The organism is Streptomyces sp. NPDC052299 (assembly GCF_040679335.1).
In the GTDB taxonomy this organism is placed as follows: domain Bacteria; phylum Actinomycetota; class Actinomycetes; order Streptomycetales; family Streptomycetaceae; genus Streptomyces.
In genome coordinates, this window is the sequence record NZ_JBFAUP010000024.1 from 15,336 (window position 1) to 33,634 (window position 18,299).

Here is an 18,299-nt window from a genome sequence, read left to right on the forward strand (position 1 = left end):
CGATGTGGGGGGTTTCCGTGAGACGCGCACGTTCCAGATCAATTTCCGCGTTGGTGGTGAAAGGGCTGATTGCGGGGCTCCTGTCCGCAGTGGCCATAGCGCCGACCGCCGCGGCCGTGAGCCTGCCCGACGGTGAGAAGCCGAGCGTGCCCGCGCGGGCGCTGGACGCGCCGGTGCCCTCCGCGCAGGAACCCACGATGACGAAGGCCCCCCGGGTCTCCTGGCCGAAGGCCGGCTCCGCCACGGTGGACCTGTCGGCCGGCGGCGGCAAGGCATCGTCCGTGGTGTCCGTGCGGCCGGGCCGGACCGCGAGGACCGCCGGTGCCGCACCGGCGGCCGAGGCGCCCGCCAAGGTCGACGTCCAGGTGCTGGACCGGCAGCAGGCCGAGCGGGCGGGGGCGCTCGGGCTGGGTGTCCGGGTGGCGCGAAGCGACGGCGGCACCACCGCCGGGCCCGTCGAGATCGCCATCGACTACTCGGGGTTCGCGAAGGCGTACGGCGGTGACTTCGCGGGCCGGGCCCGCTTGATCAAGCTCCCGGCCTGCGCGGCCACCACCCCGGAGCTGCCGCGCTGCCAGAAGTCCACGTACGTGGCGGCGAGGAACGACACCACCGCGCAGACCCTCACCGCGACGGTCGAAGCGGCCCCGCGGATCGAGCGGATCTCCGGCATGGCGGCGCTCGGCGAACCGTCCGTGTACGCCCTCACGTCCGGTTCCTCCTCCGACCAGGGCGACTACCGGGCCAGCACCCTGTCGCCCACCGGCAAGTGGGACGTCTCGCTCGGCTCGGGAGCCTTCACCTACTCGGTGCCGATCGAGGTTCCCGACCCACCGGTCGGCGAGGCGCCCGACCTGTCGCTGGACTACAACTCGCAGGAGATCGACGGGCGGACCTCCGCCTCCAACAACCAGGCGTCCTGGGTCGGCATGGGCTGGGACCTCAATGTCGGCTACATCGAGCGGCGCTACAAGAACTGCACCCAGGACGGCCACCCGGGCTTCGGTGACCTGTGCTGGGACTCACCGAACTCGTCGAAGGACCCCAATGGCGCCTCCTACGTCATCAATCTGAACGGCACCACCTCCGAACTCGTCCAGGACAACACCGGCACCGGCTCCTTCCACCTCCAGAGCGACCCCGGCTGGCGGGTCCAGAAGCTCAACGGCGGCTACGGCAGCGACAACACCGACGAGTTCTGGGTGGTCACCGAACAGGACGGCACCCGGCACTACTTCGGCTGGGGCCGCACGGAGCGGAAGAACAACGCCGGCGAGTACGAGAAGACCGACTCGGTCCTGACCGTGCCCGTCGTCGGCGACGACGAGGGCGAACCCTGCTTCTCGTCCTTCCCCAACCCCTGCAAGCAGGCCTGGCGCTGGAACCTGGACCGGGTGGTCACCCCGAACGAGGTGGAGAACTCCTACTTCTACACGAAGGAGAAGAACTACTACCGTTCGGTCGCCGCGGCCGACAAGGCCCGCTCCTACGACGCGGGCGCCTACCTGGAGCGCATCGACTACGGCTGGTCGTCCCAGATCCCGAACGCGCAGCTGCCGGCTCAGGTCGACTTCGAGCACGTCAACCGCTGCGTGGAGCGGATGTCCGAGAAGGACCCGCTCAACAACGCGGCGCCGACGTGCCCGACGATCGACGCCAAGCCCGCCTCGTATCCGGACGTCCCCGTCGACCTGATCTGCGACGGCCCCGAGGACGGCGAGTCCTGCGCGGGCAAGACGTACTACCCGACGTTCTTCCTGCGCGGCATGCTGTGGGACATCAACGTCCGGGTCCGCGACAACAACGATGCCGAGTGGGACACCATCCGGCAGTACCAGATGAAGTACGCCCTGATGGACCCGGCCGGTGCGGTGGGCGACCAGTTGTGGCTCGACTACATCCAGCGCCGCAGCTACTCGGGCACCGACATCACCCAGCCCACCATCAACTTCAACGGCGAGTGGCAGGACAACAAGGTCGGCGCCGGCGAACTCAACTTCCGCCGGGTGAACAAGGTCTTCACCGACACCGGCGCCACGATCTCCGCCACCTACGGGCATGCCACCGACGAGGGCGGCACGATTTCCCGGCAGTGCGACGAGAACAGCCTCCCGAGCCAGTCGGCCAACAAGTACGAGTGCTTCTGGCAGAAGTGGGTGCCCGAGGGCTCCGAGAGCGAACGCACCGGCTGGTTCAAGAAGTTCGTCGTCAAGAAGGTGGTCGTCGACCCCGGTGACCTCGCCGACGGCGATCCCGCCATGACCACCGAGTACGAGTACGACGGCGCGCCCGGCTGGCGGTTCAGCGCCGATCCGGTGGCCAAGGACGAGGACGAGTCCTGGACGGAGTGGCGCGGCTACGGCAAGGTCCTCGTGACCACCGGAGCCAACGCGAACAAGCACTCCACCTACCACTGGCTCTACCGCGGCCTGGACGGCGACCGGACCGAGAAGACCGACCCGGCCGCGACGCGCTCGGTGAGCGTCACCGACTCCGAGGGCACCACCTGGACCGACTCCGCCTGGCTCTCCGGCCAGACCCTGGAGACGTCGGAGCGCGACCACAACGGCGACTCGCAGAGCAGGGAGTGGCACGAGTACTGGGCCTACAACATCGCCCAGTACGTCGGGCTGCCGGACGCCCGCTTCGTACGGGAGAAGAAGACCCGCACGCTGGAGAAGGTGTCCACCTCCACGGACGACCTGGCCACCTGGCGCGAGCACGTCGTCGAGAACGAGTACGAGAACGACGAGGCCGCGAGCACCAGCTTCGGGCTGCCCATGCGCGTCGACGACTGGGGCGAGAGCGGTGTGAGCGACAACCACTGCACCGAGTACGGCCGCGCCTACAACACCGAGGAACTCGACGGCACCCACACCAGGCGGTGGATGGTCTACCAGGACGAGGAGCGGCACTACAGCGTCTCCTGCACCGCCCAGGCGGAGGACCAGGCCGCGGGCAACGACACCCTGCACCAGGACAAGCGGACGGTGACCCTGTACGACGGGGCCACCGCGATGACCGGCAATGACGCCGCCCTGGTCGACGGCAACGCCACCGAGGTCCGCACGTACACCGACGCCTCCCACTACCGCTCCGCGAAGAGCCAGTTCGACGACGCGGGCCGGGCCGTGAAGACCTGGGACGGCAAGAACAACCTCACCACCGTCGCCTTCGACCCCACCACCTCGTGGCCCGTCAACGGCATCACGACGACCACCCCCGACCCGGACGGGGCCGGAAGCGGCACTCCCCTCGTCTCCACCGAGTACGTGTCGCGCTTCTTCGGCGAACCGTGGAAGAAGGTCGACGCGAACGGCGCCACGACCTACGTCGTGTTCGACGCGGTCGGACGCCTCTCGAAGGTCTTCAAGCCCACGGAGTCCGGCAACTACCCGGACGGCGCCCCCTCCATGAAGTTCGCCTACGACATCCCCGTGGCCCCCTCGGAGACGGGCGTGCCGAACGTCGCCACCGGAGCCCCGCTCAAGGCGACCTCGCAGACCCTGCAGTCCGGCAGCACGTACACCACGTCGGTCACGTACGGCGACGGCATGGGGCGGCTCCGGGAGCAGCAGGAGCCGGCACCGTCCGGCTCCGGGCGCATCGTCACGGTGACCCGCTACGACTCCTCGGGCAACATCGCGGGCACCTCCGCCGCCTTCTACAACGACAAGGCGGCGGGATCGGGCCTGGTCAATCCGGCGGTGGCGGACCTGCAGTCCTACACCGACCTCCAGGTGGACTGGGCCGGGCGCACCACGCTGTCGCAGATCCAGGTCAATGGGGTCGCGCAGACGGCGGCGAGGTCGGTCACCCAGTACACCGGCGCCGATCTCACCACCACCTTCGACGCCAACAACGTGCCGACCTACACCTACGTCGACGTCTACGGGCAGACCGACCGCGTCGTCGAGCACATCGGCGCCGAGTCGAACACCACGACGTACGAGTACACGCGAAGCGGCGGGCTGAAGTACATCCACGACTCCCGCGGCAACACCACCCACTACACGTACAACTGGGCCGGTGACCGGCTCACCGCCGACGAGCCCGACTCCGGTCTGTCCAGCACCACTTACGACGACAACGGCGCGGTGCTCACCACCACCGACGGCAACAACACCGTGCTGACCAACGAGTACGACAGCATCGGCCGCAAGACGAAGACCAAGCAGGGCTCGACGCTGCTCTCCGAGATCAGCTACGACACCGCCACCGGCGGCAAGGGCCTGGCGGCGGTCTCCACCACCTACGCGGGCGGCAAGGCGTACTCGGTGAAGATCAACTCCTATGACGCGCGCGGCCGCACGACGTCGAAGACGATGACCGTCCCGGACGACGGGTCCGGGCTGAACGGCTCGTACACCTTCGGCTACGGCTACGACGCGGCTGACCACACCACGGAGGTCAAGTACCCCGCGATCGGTGGCCTGCCCGCCGAGACGGTGACCACCGGCTACACCGCGCAGGGCCGCGTCGACAAGCTCAGCAGCCCGCTGGCCACCTACCTCGCCGGCACCGGCTACGACGACTACGGCCGGCTCACCTCGCGCTCCCTCGGCAGCTCGGGCACGGGTTCGCAGGCCGCGCGCACCTACGGCTACGACGACACGAACGGCACCGGCTGGCTCAAGAGCGTCCGCACGGACGTCACCACCGGGTCCGTCACCAAGAAGGTGCAGGAGGACCTCTACAGCAGGGACCTGAAGGGGCAGACGACCGCCGAGCGGGCCACCGTCGACAACCAGCAGGAGTGCTTCCGCTACGACGACCTGGAGCGCCTGACCGACGCGTGGACCACGGCCGCCACGGCGTGCGCGTCCACCCCGAAGTCCGACTTCACGGGCCCCGACCCCTATCAGACGAAGTACACCTACGACCGCCTGGGCAACATCCAGTCGGTGACCGACACCACCGCCACCGGTGCGACGACCAAGGACTACAAGTACCCGGGCTACAGCGCCGACGAGGCGACGTACACCCCCGACCAGCCGCGCCCGCACGCGGTGACCAGCGCCGGTGGTGACACCTTCGGCTACAACGACGCGGGACAGATGACCTCCCGCAAGGTCGGCGGCGAGAGCTCGACCCTCCAGTGGAACGCGCTGAACAGGGTCAGCAGCATCACCCAGAACAAGAGCACCGGCGCCGAGACGTCCACGTACGTCTACGACGTCGACGGCAATGTGCTGCTGCGCACCTCGCCGCAGGAGAAGGTGCTGTACGTCGACGGGCACGAGGTCCACAAGAAGGGGTCCGGTGCCCCGCGGGCGACCCGGATGTACTCCGCGGCGGACACCGTGATCGCCACCCGCACCGCCGACGGCTCCGCCAACGGCGTCCTGTCCTGGCTGCTCGGTGACAACCAGGCGTCCGTGCAGCTCGTCATCTCCATGGCCGGGGCGGTCACCCGCCGCCGCTACACGCCCTTCGGCAAGCAGCGCGGCACCGCGTCCGCGCTGCCGGACGGCCTCGACCGAGGTTTCGTGGGCAAGCCGGAGGACGACTCCACAGGGCTCTCCCTGCTCGGGGCGCGGATGTACGACCCGAATCTGGGCCGGTTCCTGTCGACGGACGCCGTCACCGACACGGCGGACCCGCAGGCGCTGAACTCGTACAGCTACTCGGGGAACAACCCGATCGGCTACGCCGACCCGTCCGGCCTGACGCGCTGCGACGTCAACCCGTACGACCCGGTGTGCCACAAGAAGGACAAGGACCGGGACCGGGTCGGCGGCAAGAAGAAGAAAAAGAAGAAGTCCCGGCCCCAGCCCTCGCCCTCGCCGCAGGCCCCGCCGTCGCTGCCGCCCTACCCGGGCTCCGGCAGCAGCTGGAACCCGCTGGCCCCGTTCGGCGACGCCGTGGGCAAGATCCTGCACTGGATCGACAAGAAGAGCGCGCTGTCGCGGCTGCTGCTCAAGAAGAGTCACCTGGCCAACAACATCAATGGCGCAAATGCCATGGCCCTGACCTACAACGCGGGCGCGGGCGGCGAGTGCGAGGCGGGCAAGAGCCAGGTGATCTGCTACGGCAGCTCACCGGCGGGCGATCAGCCCATCACCGTCGGCGACGTGCTCTTCGTGCCGTACGGCAAGGGTGGGCTCCAGACCCGGCTCAACAAAGAGAAGCAGAGACGAAATGAGCTGAAGGCCACCAAGGGCACTGCGTACATGGAGAAGTACGGACCCGACCTGCTCCGCCACGAAGCGGTGCACTCCAAGCAGTGGGCGCGCTACACGAACGCCGACCTCTACGTGCTCGACTACTCGATCGAGTCGGGCAAATCGCAGATGAAGACGGGAGATCCCGCCTTGGAGAACAATTTCGAGAAGGAGGCCAACCTCTACTGGGGCGGCTACATACGCAGGTAGGTTGACCGTCGGACCGATTCAGAATCGAGGCGAGGACCATCGTGACCGGGAGCGGCAAGTGGGCAGGTGTGCTGCCTCGCGCGGCGGTGGCGGTGGGCCTCGCCCTGCTGACAGCGGGATGCAGCCCGCCCGAGCATCCCCTCGTGGCCGTGGGCAGGGCACCGGACGGGGACATCCGGGCGCTGCTGCGGCCCTGCTCGGACGAGGACGCCTTCGGCGAGGTGTCACTTCTGCGGGACGAGGACAAAGGCGGACGAGCAACCTCCACGGACCTCGGTGCGTGGACGGCCCGGCCGCCCGGGTCTGTCACCGGTGAACAGGAGTTCAGCCTGTTCCGCCCCCCGCCGGACTGGGCGGGGAAAGCGCGGCCCGCCACCGGGCTGGCGTCCGGGCCGCACTACTACCTCAGCTTCGACGTCGAGAAGTCGAACGGCGCCGTCCAGTACGAAGCCATCACGAGCTTCACGAGTGCCACCCTCGCGAAGCTGAAGCCCGGACAGTGGTGGGTCGCCGGCGAGGCCATGAGCCGTGCCGAGTTCCGGAAGCAGGCGGACGACGCCTGCTGATCAAAGCGAAAATCCCCGGTCCGCAATTGCGGGCCGGGGATTTTCGCGCGTATATTGAGTGATTCTGTGCGCCCACAGAAAAAGGCCCCTCACCGGGGGCCGACAAGAATCACCATATCCGTCAGGGAGCTGTTTTGTCAACTCGGGAAAGCGCCGAATTGCAGAAGGAACAGGAATACGTCGACCGGCTCCACCACCGTGTCGACGTGCTGCGCGGTGACGCCGCCGAGCAGGTCGAGGACGCCCTGACCCCGGTCGGCACCGGCCAGCAGGCCCGGCTCGAACGCGACGTCCTGGTCGCCGAGCGCTCCGGTCTGCTCGCCGCGCTGAACGCGGTGGACGGCTCGCTCTGTTTCGGCCGGATCGATCTCACCGACGGCGTCGCGCACCATATCGGCCGCATCGGAATCCGCGAGGACGACACCGAACACACACCTCTGCTGATCGACTGGCGCGCCCCGGTCGCCCGCCCCTTCTACCTCGCCACGAATCACACCCCGATGGGGCTGCGCAGGCGCCGCCACCTGACGACCGAGGGCCGCACGGTCACCGAGCTGCACGACGAGATCCTGGACGTCGGGGACCGGGAGCGCACCGGTTTCGAGGACCCGAGCGGCGACACGGTCCTGCTCGCCGCGGTGAACTCGGCGCGGACCGGACGCATGGCGGACATCGTGCGGACCATCCAGGCGGAGCAGGACCGCATCATCCGCGCGCCGCACCGGGGCGTCCTGGTGGTCGAGGGCGGGCCCGGCACCGGCAAGACGGCCGTCGCCCTGCACCGGGCGGCGTTCCTGCTGTACGAGCAGCGGGAACTGCTGGCCAAGCGGGCGGTCCTCATCGTGGGCCCGAACCCGGCCTTCCTCGGCTACATCGGCGAGGTGCTTCCCTCGCTGGGCGAGACCGGCGTCCTCCTCGCCACCCAGGCCGAGCTGTTCCCGGGCGTCCGCGCCCGGGGCACGGACACGCCCCGGGCCGCGGCCGTGAAGGGCGGCGCCCCCATGGCCGAGGCGCTGGCGCTGGCGGTCCGGGACCGGCAGCAGCTGCCCGAGCCAGGCGCCCCGCTGATCGTCCCGCACGACGACGGCGACCTGGTCCTGGACTGGGAGATCGCCTACGAGGCCCGGCAGGCCGCCCGGGACACCCGGCTGCCGCACAACCTGGCCCGGCCGCACTTCGCGTTCCGGATCATCGACGCGCTGACCGCCCAGCTCACCGAGCGCATCGGCGCCGACCCGTACGGCGGGCCGAACTTCCTGGGCCCGGACGACATCGCCCAGCTCGGCAAGGCGGTCGCGGTCAGCCAGGAGGTGCACGCCGCGATCGAGGGGCTGTGGCCCACCCTCACCCCGGAGGACTTCCTCGCCGACTTCCTGGCGGAGCCGGTCCACCTGCCGGACGCGGACGCGGATGCCATCCGGCGGGCGCCCGGCGAGGGCGCGTGGACCCCGGCCGACGTGCCGCTGCTGGACGAGGCCGCGGAACTGCTCGGGGTGGACGACAGCGCCGAGCGGGCCGCCGCCGAGGCGGAGCGCCAGGAGCGGATCGCGTACGCCCAGGGCGTCCTGGAGCTGTCCAGGGGCTCGGAGTCCTTCGAGTTCGAGGACGAGGAGTCGGAGCTGCTGGCCGCGCACGACATCATCGACGCCGAGCGGATGGCGGAGCGGCAGGAGGAGGCCGACCACCGCAGCGCGGCCGAGCGGGCCGCCGCCGACCGGACCTGGGCGTTCGGGCACATCATCGTGGACGAGGCGCAGGAGCTCTCGCCCATGGCGTGGCGGCTGCTGATGCGGCGGTCGCCGACCCGGTCGATGACGCTGGTGGGCGACCCGGCACAGACCTCGGAGGAGGCCGGGGTCGGCTCGTGGCAGGAGATCCTGGAGCCGTACGTCGGTGACCGGTACGAGCACGTCCGGCTCGGGGTCAACTACCGTACGCCCGCCGAGGTGATGGAGCTCGCGGCGAAGGTGCTGCGGGCCGAGGACCCCTCGTTCGAGCCGCCGGGGTCGGTGCGCTCCACGGGCGAGGTGCCGTGGGTGCGGGACTCCGGGGCGGATCTGGCGGGCGCGGTGGCACGGGCGGTCGAGGAGCTGACCCCCACCGAGGGGCGCCTCGCGGTGATCGCGCCGCGCGAGCTGCACGAGGAGATCGCGGCGCCGCTGGACGGGATCGTGCCCGGCGGCGAGCCCGATCTGACCCGCACGGTGGTGCTGCTGGGGCCCCGGCAGGCCAAGGGCCTCGAATTCGACCACGTCCTGGTCGTGGAGCCCGGCCGGTTCGGGACGAGCGACCTGTACGTGGCGCTGACCCGGGCCACGCAGCGGCTGGGCATCCTGCACCGGGAGGCGCTTCCGGCGTCCCTGCGCTGACGGGCCCCGGGCAACCGGGGTCGCGGGCCGGGCTGTTGTGCGGGGACAGCCCGGCCGGACGGGCGTATTCCGGGGAGCCTTGACACCCCGGACCGGCAGGAGGAGCATCCTCACGTCGTTGACAACGTTGTCGGGTCACGCCGTTCCTCCCCGGTCCCGGCGTCGGACCCCGCCGCGCTGACCGTCCGTCACATCAGAAGGGCAGGAACGGTGCCACACACGCACAAACGTCGTACGCACACCGCGATCAGGGCCGTGGGGTCCGTCACGGCCGCCGCCATGGCCGTAGCGGGGCTCGCGGCGGCCGCCGCCCCCGCCTCGGCCGCACCCGGCCGGGACATCGTCAAGAACCCGGTGTCGTACGTCGATCCCCTCATCGGCACGTCCAACGCGGGCAACACCTATCCGGGCGCCGTGCAGCCGTTCGGCATGCTGGCGTGGAGCCCGCAGAACTCGAGGGGCAAGCAGGTCTCGACGCCCGCCCCCGGCGGCTACCAGTACGACGCGAAGAAGATCCGCGGCTTCAGCCTCACCCACCTCAACGGAGTGGGCTGCTCGGGCGCGAACGGCGACATCCCGATCATGCCGTACGTGGGTGACGTGGACTCCTCCCCCACCTCGGACACCACCGACGCGAAGTACGCGAGCGACTTCTCGCACGACGACGAGACGGCCACCCCCGGTTACTACAAGGTGGGCCTGGCCGGTGGCGCTTCGGCGGCGCTGACCACCACCGCCAGGACCGGGTCGGGCGAGTTCGGTTTCCCGGCGGACAAGCCGGCCAGCCTGCTCTTCCGCACCTCCAACTCGGAGACGGGCAGCACCGATGCCACCGTGCGGATCGACGAGGCCGCCCGGACGGTGACCGGGTCCGTCACGGCGGGCAACTTCTGCGGACCGCAGAGCGCGAACAACCGCAAGGACCTCTACACGCTGTACTTCACCGCCCACTTCGACAAGCCCTTCGCGAAGGTCGGTACCTGGAAGGACGACACCCTCACCCCCGGTTCCACCTCCGCCTCCGGCGGAACGGGCTACAGCTCGTCCGGCAACGCCAAGGAGGGCAAGGGCTCCGGCGGCTACGTCACGTTCGCGGACGGCACCACCGAGGTGCGCGCCAAGGTGGCCGTCTCGTACGTCAGCGCCGCGAACGCCGAGGCCAACCTCCGTCAGGAGAACGGGCCCGGCAAGAGCTTCGACGCGGTGAAGCGGCAGGCGGCCGCGAACTGGAACAAGGCGCTGAAGGCGATCGAGATCGGCGGCGGCACAAAGACCCAGCGCACCGCGTTCTACACCGCGCTCTACCACTCCATGCTGGAGCCGACACTCACCAGCGACGTGGACGGCCGCTACCTCGGCGCCGACCGGAAGCCGCACCGGCTGTCCAAGGGACAGAAGGCGCAGTACGGCACCTTCTCCGGCTGGGACCAGTACCGTGCGCAGGTGCAGCTGATGGCGCTGCTCAACCCGAAGGCCGGGAGCGACTACGCGCAGTCCCTCTTCAACTACGCGAACCAGCGGGACGGCGAGTGGGACCGCTGGCTGCTGGAGAACGGCAAGACGAGCGTGATGTCCGGCGACCCGTCCGACGCGGCGCTCGCCGGGATCTATGCCTTCGGCGGCCGTGACTTCGATGTCGAGGGCGCGCTGAAGTCACTGGTGAAGGCGGCGACCGTGCCGACCGCCAACGACTCCGACAGCTCCGGCTGCAACGTCGAGTGCGTGGGCCAGCGCCCCGCGCTCGACAAGTACCTGGAGCTCGGCTACGTACCGGCGGACAACTGCCACTGCTGGGGCGGGGCGGCCGAGACGCTGGAGGACGCGGCTGCCGACTACGGCCTGTCGGAGCTGTCCCGGCGGCTGGGCAACAAGGCCGACGCCAAGGAGTTCCTGGACCGTTCGGGCAACTGGACGAACGTCTTCGACGCCAACGCCACCGAGCACGGCGGGTACATACGCGACCGGAAGTCCGACGGCAGCTGGGCGGGCACCTTCACGCCCGGCACCGGCGCCGGGTTCGTGGAGGGCACCAGCGCCCGGTACACCTGGATGGTCTACTCGGACGTGGCCGGTCTCGCCGGCGCGATGGGCGGCAACGAGCGCGCGACGGAGCGGCTGGACGCGTTCTTCCGTACGCCGGACGGGAAGTTCGACTTCTCCGCGAAGGACGCCACCCGTTACGACCCGACGAACGAGCCCGACATCAACGCGCCCTACCTGTACAACTACTTCGGCGCCCCCTACAAGACGCAGGAGACGGTCCGCGCGGAGCTGGACCAGCTGTGGACCGACGGTCCCGGCGGGATCCCGGGCAACGACGACGCGGGGACCATGTCGTCCTGGTACGTCTTCTCGGCGCTCGGCATGTACCCGCAGAACCCGAGCCGCGCCGATCTGACGCTCACCGCGCCGCTGTTCCCGCACGCGGTGGTGCACACCGGGCACGGCAAGGAGATCACGATCGAGGCTCCGGCCGCGTCGGCGGACCACACGTACATCCACGGGCTGAAGGTCGACGGCCGCACGTCCACGAAGCCGTGGGTCGGTGACTCGCTGGTGGAGCACGGCGGGCGGCTGGACTTCACGCTGGGCACGACGCCCGACACCTCCTGGGGCAGCGCACCGGCCGACGCGCCGCCGTCCTTTCCCGGCGGCGGGCTGAAGTACTTCACCGGCGCGTCCCCGGACCGGCTGAAGGTCGAGCCGGGCGGTGACGGCGCGCAGACCGTGGTCAAGGTGCAGAGCCTGGAGACGAAGGCCACCACCGTGCACTGGGAGGCCCAGGTCCCGGCCGGGGTCACCGTGGCCCCGGCGGAGGGCGACTTCACGGTCCCCGCCGGCGGCGCGGCGCAGGCGAAGCTCACCGTGTCGGCGGGCAAGGACACGGCCGAGGGCTACTACACGGTCCCGGTGACGCTGAGCTCGTCGACGGGAACGGAGCTGCCGAAGACCTCGGCGGCGGTGACGGTCGCCGAGAGGAACGGGCTGCTGTGGAACCGCAACAGCACCGGCATCTCGGCGGACGACGAGAATCCGCAGGCCAACTTCGATGGCGAGGGCTGGAGTTACTCGGCAGAGGCGCTGGCGGCGGCCGGTGCGGAGCCGGGCGGCACGGTCTCCTCGGGCGGCTTCGACTTCACCTGGCCGAAGGTGAAGGCCGGTGACCCGGACAACATCGAGGTGGTCGGCACGAGCCCCCAGGTGCTCAACGTCCCCTCCGACGAGGACGACACGAAGCTGGCGTTCCTCGGGAGCGCGGCCGAGGGCAAGGCGTCGGGCACGGTGACGCTCACGTACACCGACGGCACCACGCAGCAGGCCGAGATCGGCTTCAGCGACTGGACGCTGGGCGGCGGCTCGCAGCAGCCGTCGTACGGGAACACGGTGGCGGTGCACACCGAGTACCGCGACGTGCAGGGCGGCGGCAAGGACCCGGTGGGCACCGAGGTCTTCGCGACCGCGCCCATCGCGCTCCAGGCCGGGAAGCGGCTCGCGTCCGTGACGCTGCCGGGCACCACGGACGGCGGGATCATCCACGTCTTCGCGGTGGCCACCGCCTGACCGGACCCGCACAACGGCAAGGGCCGTTCCCCCGCGCGGGGGAACGGCCCTTGCGGCGTCGTCAGACGAGGTCGAACCTGTCCAGGTTCATGACCTTGTCCCAGGCGGCGACGAAGTCGCGCACGAACTTCTCCTGGGCGTCGTCGCTCGCGTAGACCTCCGCGACGGCACGCAGTTCGGAGTTCGAGCCGAAGACCAGGTCGGCGCGGGTGCCGGTCCAGCGCACCTCACCGGTGACGGCGTCGCGGCCCTCGAAGGCGCTCTGGTCGTCGGCCGTGGACTTCCACGTCGTGCCCATGTCGAGCAGGTTGACGAAGAAGTCGTTGGTGAGGGTCTCCGGCGCGTCGGTGAACACACCGTGCGAGGTCTGCTGGTGGTTGGCGCCCAGCACGCGCAGACCGCCGACGAGGACCGTCATCTCGGGGGCGCTCAGGTTGAGCAGGTTCGCCCGGTCGAGCAGCAGGTACTCGGCGGGGAGCCGGTTGCCCTTGCCGAGGTAGTTGCGGAAGCCGTCGGCGACCGGCTCCAGCTCCACGAAGGACTCGACGTCGGTCTGCTCCTGCGTGGCGTCGACGCGGCCCGGGGTGAACGGGACCTCGATGTCCGTACCGGCGTCCTTGGCCGCCTTCTCGACTCCGGCCGCGCCCGCGAGGACGATCAGGTCGGCCAGCGAGACCTGCTTGCCGCCCTGCTGCTCCGCGTTGAAGGACTCCTGGACGGACTGGAGCGTACGCAGGACACCCGCGAGGCGGTCCGGGTCGTTGACCTCCCAGCCGCTCTGCGGTTCGAGGCGGATGCGCGCGCCGTTGGCGCCGCCGCGCTTGTCGCTGCCCCGGAAGGACGAGGCGGAGGCCCAGGCGGTGGAGACCAGCTCGGAGACGGACAGGCCGGAGGCGAGGACCTTGTCCTTGAGCACCGCGACGTCGGCGGCGTCGATCAGCTCGTGGGTGCGCTCGGGCAGCGGGTCCTGCCAGATCAGCGTCTCCTGCGGAACCTCGGGGCCGAGGTAGCGGACGACGGGGCCCATGTCGCGGTGGGTCAGCTTGAACCAGGCACGGGCGAAGGCGTCGGCGAACTCCTGCGGGTTCTCGTGGAAGCGCCGCGAGATCTGCTCGTACGCCGGGTCGAAGCGCAGCGACAGGTCGGTGGTGAGCATGGTCGGGGCGTGGCTCTTCGACGGGTCGTGCGCGTCGGGCACGGTGCCCGCGCCCGCGCCGTCCTTCGGCCGCCACTGGTGGGCGCCCGCGGGGCTCTTGAAGAGCTCCCACTCGTAGCCGAAGAGGATGTTGAAGAAGCTGTTGTCCCAGGTGGTGGGGGTGTCCGTCCAGATGCCTTCGAGGCCGCTGGTGATGGCGTCGCCGCCCTTGCCGGTGCCGTACGAGCTCTCCCAGCCGAGGCCCTGGCGCTCCATCGGCGCCGCCTCGGGGTCGGGGCCGACGGCGTCGGCGGGACCGGCTCCGTGCGTCTTGCCGAAGGTGTGGCCGCCGGCGATCAGGGCGACGGTCTCCTCGTCGTTCATCGCCATGCGGCGGAACGTCTCGCGGATGTCGCGGGCCGCGGCGATCGGGTCCGGGTTGCCGTTGGGGCCCTCCGGGTTGACGTAGATGAGGCCCATCTGCACGGCACCGAGCGGGTTCTCCAGCTCGCGGTCGCCGGTGTAGCGCTCGTCGCCGAGCCAGGTGGTCTCGGGGCCCCAGTACACGTCCTCGTCGGGCTCCCAGGCGTCCACGCGGCCGCCGCCGAAGCCGAAGGTCTTCAAGCCCATGGTCTCCAGGGCGACGTTCCCGGTGAGGACGAGCAGGTCGGCCCAGGAGAGGTTCTTGCCGTACTTCTTCTTGACCGGCCAGAGCAGCCGGCGCGCCTTGTCGAGGCTCGCGTTGTCCGGCCAGCTGTTCAGGGGGGCGAAGCGCTGCTGGCCGGAACCGGCGCCGCCGCGGCCGTCGCTGATGCGGTACGTGCCGGCGCTGTGCCAGGCCATCCGGACCATGAAGGGGCCGTAGTTGCCGAAGTCGGCGGGCCACCAGTCCTGCGACGTCGTCAGCACCTCGGCGATGTCCCGCTTGACGGCGGGCAGGTCCAGGGCGTTGAAGGCCGCGGCGTAGTCGAAGTCCTCGCCGAGCGGGTTGGCCACGGCGGGGTTCTTGGCGAGAATCCGCACGTTGAGCCGCTCCGGCCACCACTGGCGGTTGCCGCCGCCCTGGGTGGGGTGCGGCGCGCGACCGTGCGCGACGGGGCAGCCGCCGGCCTCCTCCGACTTGGGGTCGGTGACGATCGCGTCGTGGTTCTCAGTCATGGAATTCCTTCCGGACGGGGCGGATCTCGTTGCTCTGAGAATGCGAGGGGGCTGGCCCGACCGGTCTCGCCCGGAGGGCGTCCTGCCCTGACTTCGGCCGGAACCGATCCTACGATGGACCTTGTCCAAGTCAATACGAACACGCGATGGAATGGATCAACGGCGTCAGCGGCACCGAACGCGTGTTCAGGAAAGCTGGAGCCGCCGTCCGGTCAGCCCTCGCCCCGCCGGTGCACGCTGACCGCGTAACCGCCGCCGTCGTACGGGGCGGCGTCCCAGGTGGCGAAGCGGTCCACGGAGGTGAGCCCGGCGGCGGCGCAGTGGGTGTCGTACTCGGCGAGCGTGAGGCCGGGCGGTACGGGGAGGTGGGCCGCGTCCAGGCCGAACCCGGCGACCAGCAGACCGCCCGGTCGCAGCGCTCCGGCGAGGCGGGCGACGACGGCGCCCTCGGTGCCGGGGGCGAGCAGCGCCATCACGTTGCCCGCGGCGACGACGAGGTCGAACCCCGGTTCGATGGAGAGCGCGTCCGGGTCGAACGCGGCCAGGTCGGCGCGGAACCAGGGCAGCTCCGGCGCCTGCTTGCGCGCGACGGCCAGCATGGAGGCGTCGACGTCCACCCCGGTGCAGTCGTACCCGAGCTCCGCGAGCCGGATCGCGACCCGGCCGGTGCCGCAGCCGGCGTCCAGGACCCGCGCCCCGGCGGGCACCAGGGCGGCGCAGAACCGCGCCTCGCCGTGCATGTCCTTGCCGCTGCGGGCCAGGGCCGCGAAGCGGGCGGCGTAGTCCTCGCCCGAGGTGTCTCCGGTCAGTTCGCTCCAGCGGTTCATGCGGGCCACTGTAAACGGGGACGTGGTCAGCCCGACTTCGGCGGGCGGTGGGCGTCGAAGGCGAAGACGGTGTTCCGGGCGGCCGCCACGATCACCACGCGTCCGGCGACGGTCACGCGGGGGCTCGCGCCCTCCTGCCCGGTCAGGCCGTCGGCTCTCGGGTCCGTCGCCCACAGCACCGTGCCGTCGGACGGGGAGAGGGCGACCACGCGGCCGGTGGCGGAGCTGAAGAGCAGGGCGCCGTCCCCCGCCGCGGGGCCCGACGCGCCCTCCACACTGGTCTGCCGGGACCACTTCTTCCGGCCGGTGGCGGGGTCGAACGCGGTGACGCGGCCGGTCTGCCCGCTCACGTACACGACGCCGTCCGCCATGCCGGGCGTGCCCTCGTACGTGGTGTCCAGCGGCTCGCTCGTGGTCTTCCCGGAGGCCGGATCGACCCGCATCACCGCGTCGTAGCCGTTGAGCGCCGCGCCCTCGGTGCGCTCCCGGAGCAGGACGAGCCGGCCGCCGTCGGCGCCCACGGGAACGCCGGGCCCGTCCAGCGCGACGGCCCGGCCCCAGGTCCCCTTGGCCCGGTCGAGCACATGGACGACCGGGTGCCTCACCGTCAGAGCCTGGACCTCCGCGTCCGTCACGCACATGGCGAGCAGAGCGTCGCCCGCCGGGACGGGGGCGCACCGGGAACCGCCGGGAAAGGACGCCGTCCAGATGAGCTCGCCGCTGTGCGCGTCCCGGGCTTCGAAGGCGTCGTCCGAGGCGTTGACGGTGATCACGGTGGAGCCGGTCACGACGGCGTCCTGGGTCCGGCCCGTGACGGCCGTCGACTGGGCGCCGGAGACCGTGGACCACAGCTCCTTGCCGCTGTCGGCGTCGACGGCGACCACCTCGTCGCCCCGCGCCCGGGGGTCGTCCTGGGCGGCGAACCGGTAGCCGATCACGGTGTCGTCGGTGGCGCCCACCATGTGCATGCCCTGGACGGGGACGCCCGGGCTCTTCACCGTCCAGGCGCGCGAGCCGTCCCGCACGTCGATCCGGGTGGCGACGACGCCGCCGCCTCCGCAGAACACCGCCTCGCCGCGCGCGACGCACCGCAGCTCGTCGGGGATGTCCTCCTGCCCGCCGGGCACGGTCACGCGCCAGGGCGTGAAACCGCCGGGCAGGGTGCCCGCGGGCGCGGCGACCGTACGGGCCTTGCCCTCGTCCGGCTCCTCGCCGAAGCCGCCCGCGCGGAGGGCGGCCACTCCCCCGCCGATCGCGGCCACGGCGACCGCCGCCGCGAGCACGGTCCGCCAGCGGCCGCGCGGCCGCGGCCCGCCGAGGGGGCCGGTCCGCTCCGGGGCGGGGGCGCCGGGCGCCGGGGTGTCGCGTGTGGCCAGGTGGTGCTGGGTGGCCACGTCCCGGGTGCGGCCGGGGGTGCGCCCGGCAGCCGCCGCGCCGCCGAGGTCGGCGGGCAGGTCCCGTAGCAGCTCCAGGAGCTCGTCGGCCGAGGGCCTGCCCTCCGGCTCCTTGACCAGGCACGGTTCCACGACGGCGCGCAGCGGCCCCGGCACGGCGTCCAGCGAGGGTTCCTCGTGCACCACCTGGTAGGCCGTGAGGTAGGGGCTGTCCGCGTCGAAGGGGCCGTGGCCCGTGGCCGCGTACACCAGGAGGGTCGCCAGCGAGAAGACGTCGGAGCGTGGTCCGACGCCGCGCGGCGCCTGGAGCTGTTCCGGCGACATGAAGGGCGGGGTGCCGATGACGCGTCCGGTCATGGTCAGGGTCTGCTGGTCCGCGGCGCGCGAGATGCCGAAGTCGATGACGCGCGGCCCCTCGGGGGACAGCACCACGTTCGACGGCTTCAGGTCGCGGTGGACGACCCCGACGCGGTGGATGTCGCGCAGCGCCTCGGCGAGCCCGATGGCCAGGTTGCGCAGTCCGGCCCCGTTCAGCGGGCCCTCGGCGGCGATGCGCTCGGCGAGGGTGGGGCCCTCGATGTAGGTGGTGGCCATCCAGGGCTGTTCGGCCTCGGGTGCGGCGTCCACCACGGCGGCGGTGAAGGCGCCGCTGACCCGGCGTGCCGCCGCGACCTCCTGGCGGAAGCGGGTGCGGAATTCGCTGTCGCCGGCGAAGTGCTGGTGGATCAGCTTGATCGCGACGGGCCGGCCGGAGCTCGTGCGGGCCAGGAAGACCGTGCCCATGCCCCCTGAACCGAGCCGCGCCTCCAGCGGATAACCGCCGATCTCGGCTGGATCGCCTGCGCGCAGCGACACTCTTCCCGACCTCTCGTCCCCGTGGGCCTCGGCCGTCACGGACCACCCGTCTGTGCTGGA

Annotated in this window: 7 protein-coding genes; 4 read left to right on the plus strand and 3 right to left on the minus strand. The window is 70.9% G+C overall.

Annotation, left to right across the window (positions count from 1 at the left end; translation table 11 throughout):
- Positions 1 to 116 precede the first annotated feature (116 nt).
- The 4 genes from AB0L33_RS30640 (at position 117) to AB0L33_RS30655 (ending at position 12,870) form a co-directional block, all read left to right on the plus strand.
- Positions 117 to 6,374 (plus strand): RHS repeat-associated core domain-containing protein, encoded by a 6,258-nt coding sequence (locus AB0L33_RS30640; RefSeq protein ID WP_365686599.1) that lies wholly within the window; start codon positions 117 to 119, stop codon positions 6,372 to 6,374.
- 41 nt (positions 6,375 to 6,415) lie between these two features.
- Positions 6,416 to 6,940 carry a hypothetical protein gene (locus AB0L33_RS30645; protein WP_365686600.1) on the plus strand — a complete coding sequence of 175 codons (525 nt, stop codon included), beginning with the start codon at positions 6,416 to 6,418 and terminating at the stop codon, positions 6,938 to 6,940.
- A gap of 158 nt (positions 6,941 to 7,098) precedes the next feature.
- Complete coding sequence (locus tag AB0L33_RS30650) at positions 7,099 to 9,309, plus strand: helicase (RefSeq protein WP_365686678.1); 2,211 nt, start codon at positions 7,099 to 7,101, stop codon at positions 9,307 to 9,309.
- A 279-nt stretch (positions 9,310 to 9,588) separates the two neighbouring features.
- Positions 9,589 to 12,870, plus strand: coding sequence for a GH92 family glycosyl hydrolase (locus tag AB0L33_RS30655; protein ID WP_365686679.1), 3,282 nt, complete (start codon positions 9,589 to 9,591; stop codon positions 12,868 to 12,870).
- Positions 12,871 to 12,931: 61 nt separating this feature from the next.
- Here the strand turns inward: AB0L33_RS30655 and katG are convergent, their stop codons facing one another.
- The 3 genes from katG to AB0L33_RS30670 form a co-directional block, all read right to left on the minus strand.
- Positions 12,932 to 15,163, minus strand: a complete 2,232-nt coding sequence (katG, locus tag AB0L33_RS30660; RefSeq protein WP_365686601.1) for a catalase/peroxidase HPI — start codon at positions 15,161 to 15,163, stop codon at positions 12,932 to 12,934.
- A 212-nt stretch (positions 15,164 to 15,375) separates the two neighbouring features.
- Positions 15,376 to 15,990 (minus strand): class I SAM-dependent methyltransferase, encoded by a 615-nt coding sequence (locus AB0L33_RS30665; protein WP_365686603.1) that lies wholly within the window; start codon positions 15,988 to 15,990, stop codon positions 15,376 to 15,378.
- A 26-nt stretch (positions 15,991 to 16,016) separates the two neighbouring features.
- Positions 16,017 to 18,239 (minus strand): serine/threonine-protein kinase, encoded by a 2,223-nt coding sequence (locus AB0L33_RS30670; protein WP_365686605.1) that lies wholly within the window; start codon positions 18,237 to 18,239, stop codon positions 16,017 to 16,019.
- Positions 18,240 to 18,299: the final 60 nt, after the last annotated feature.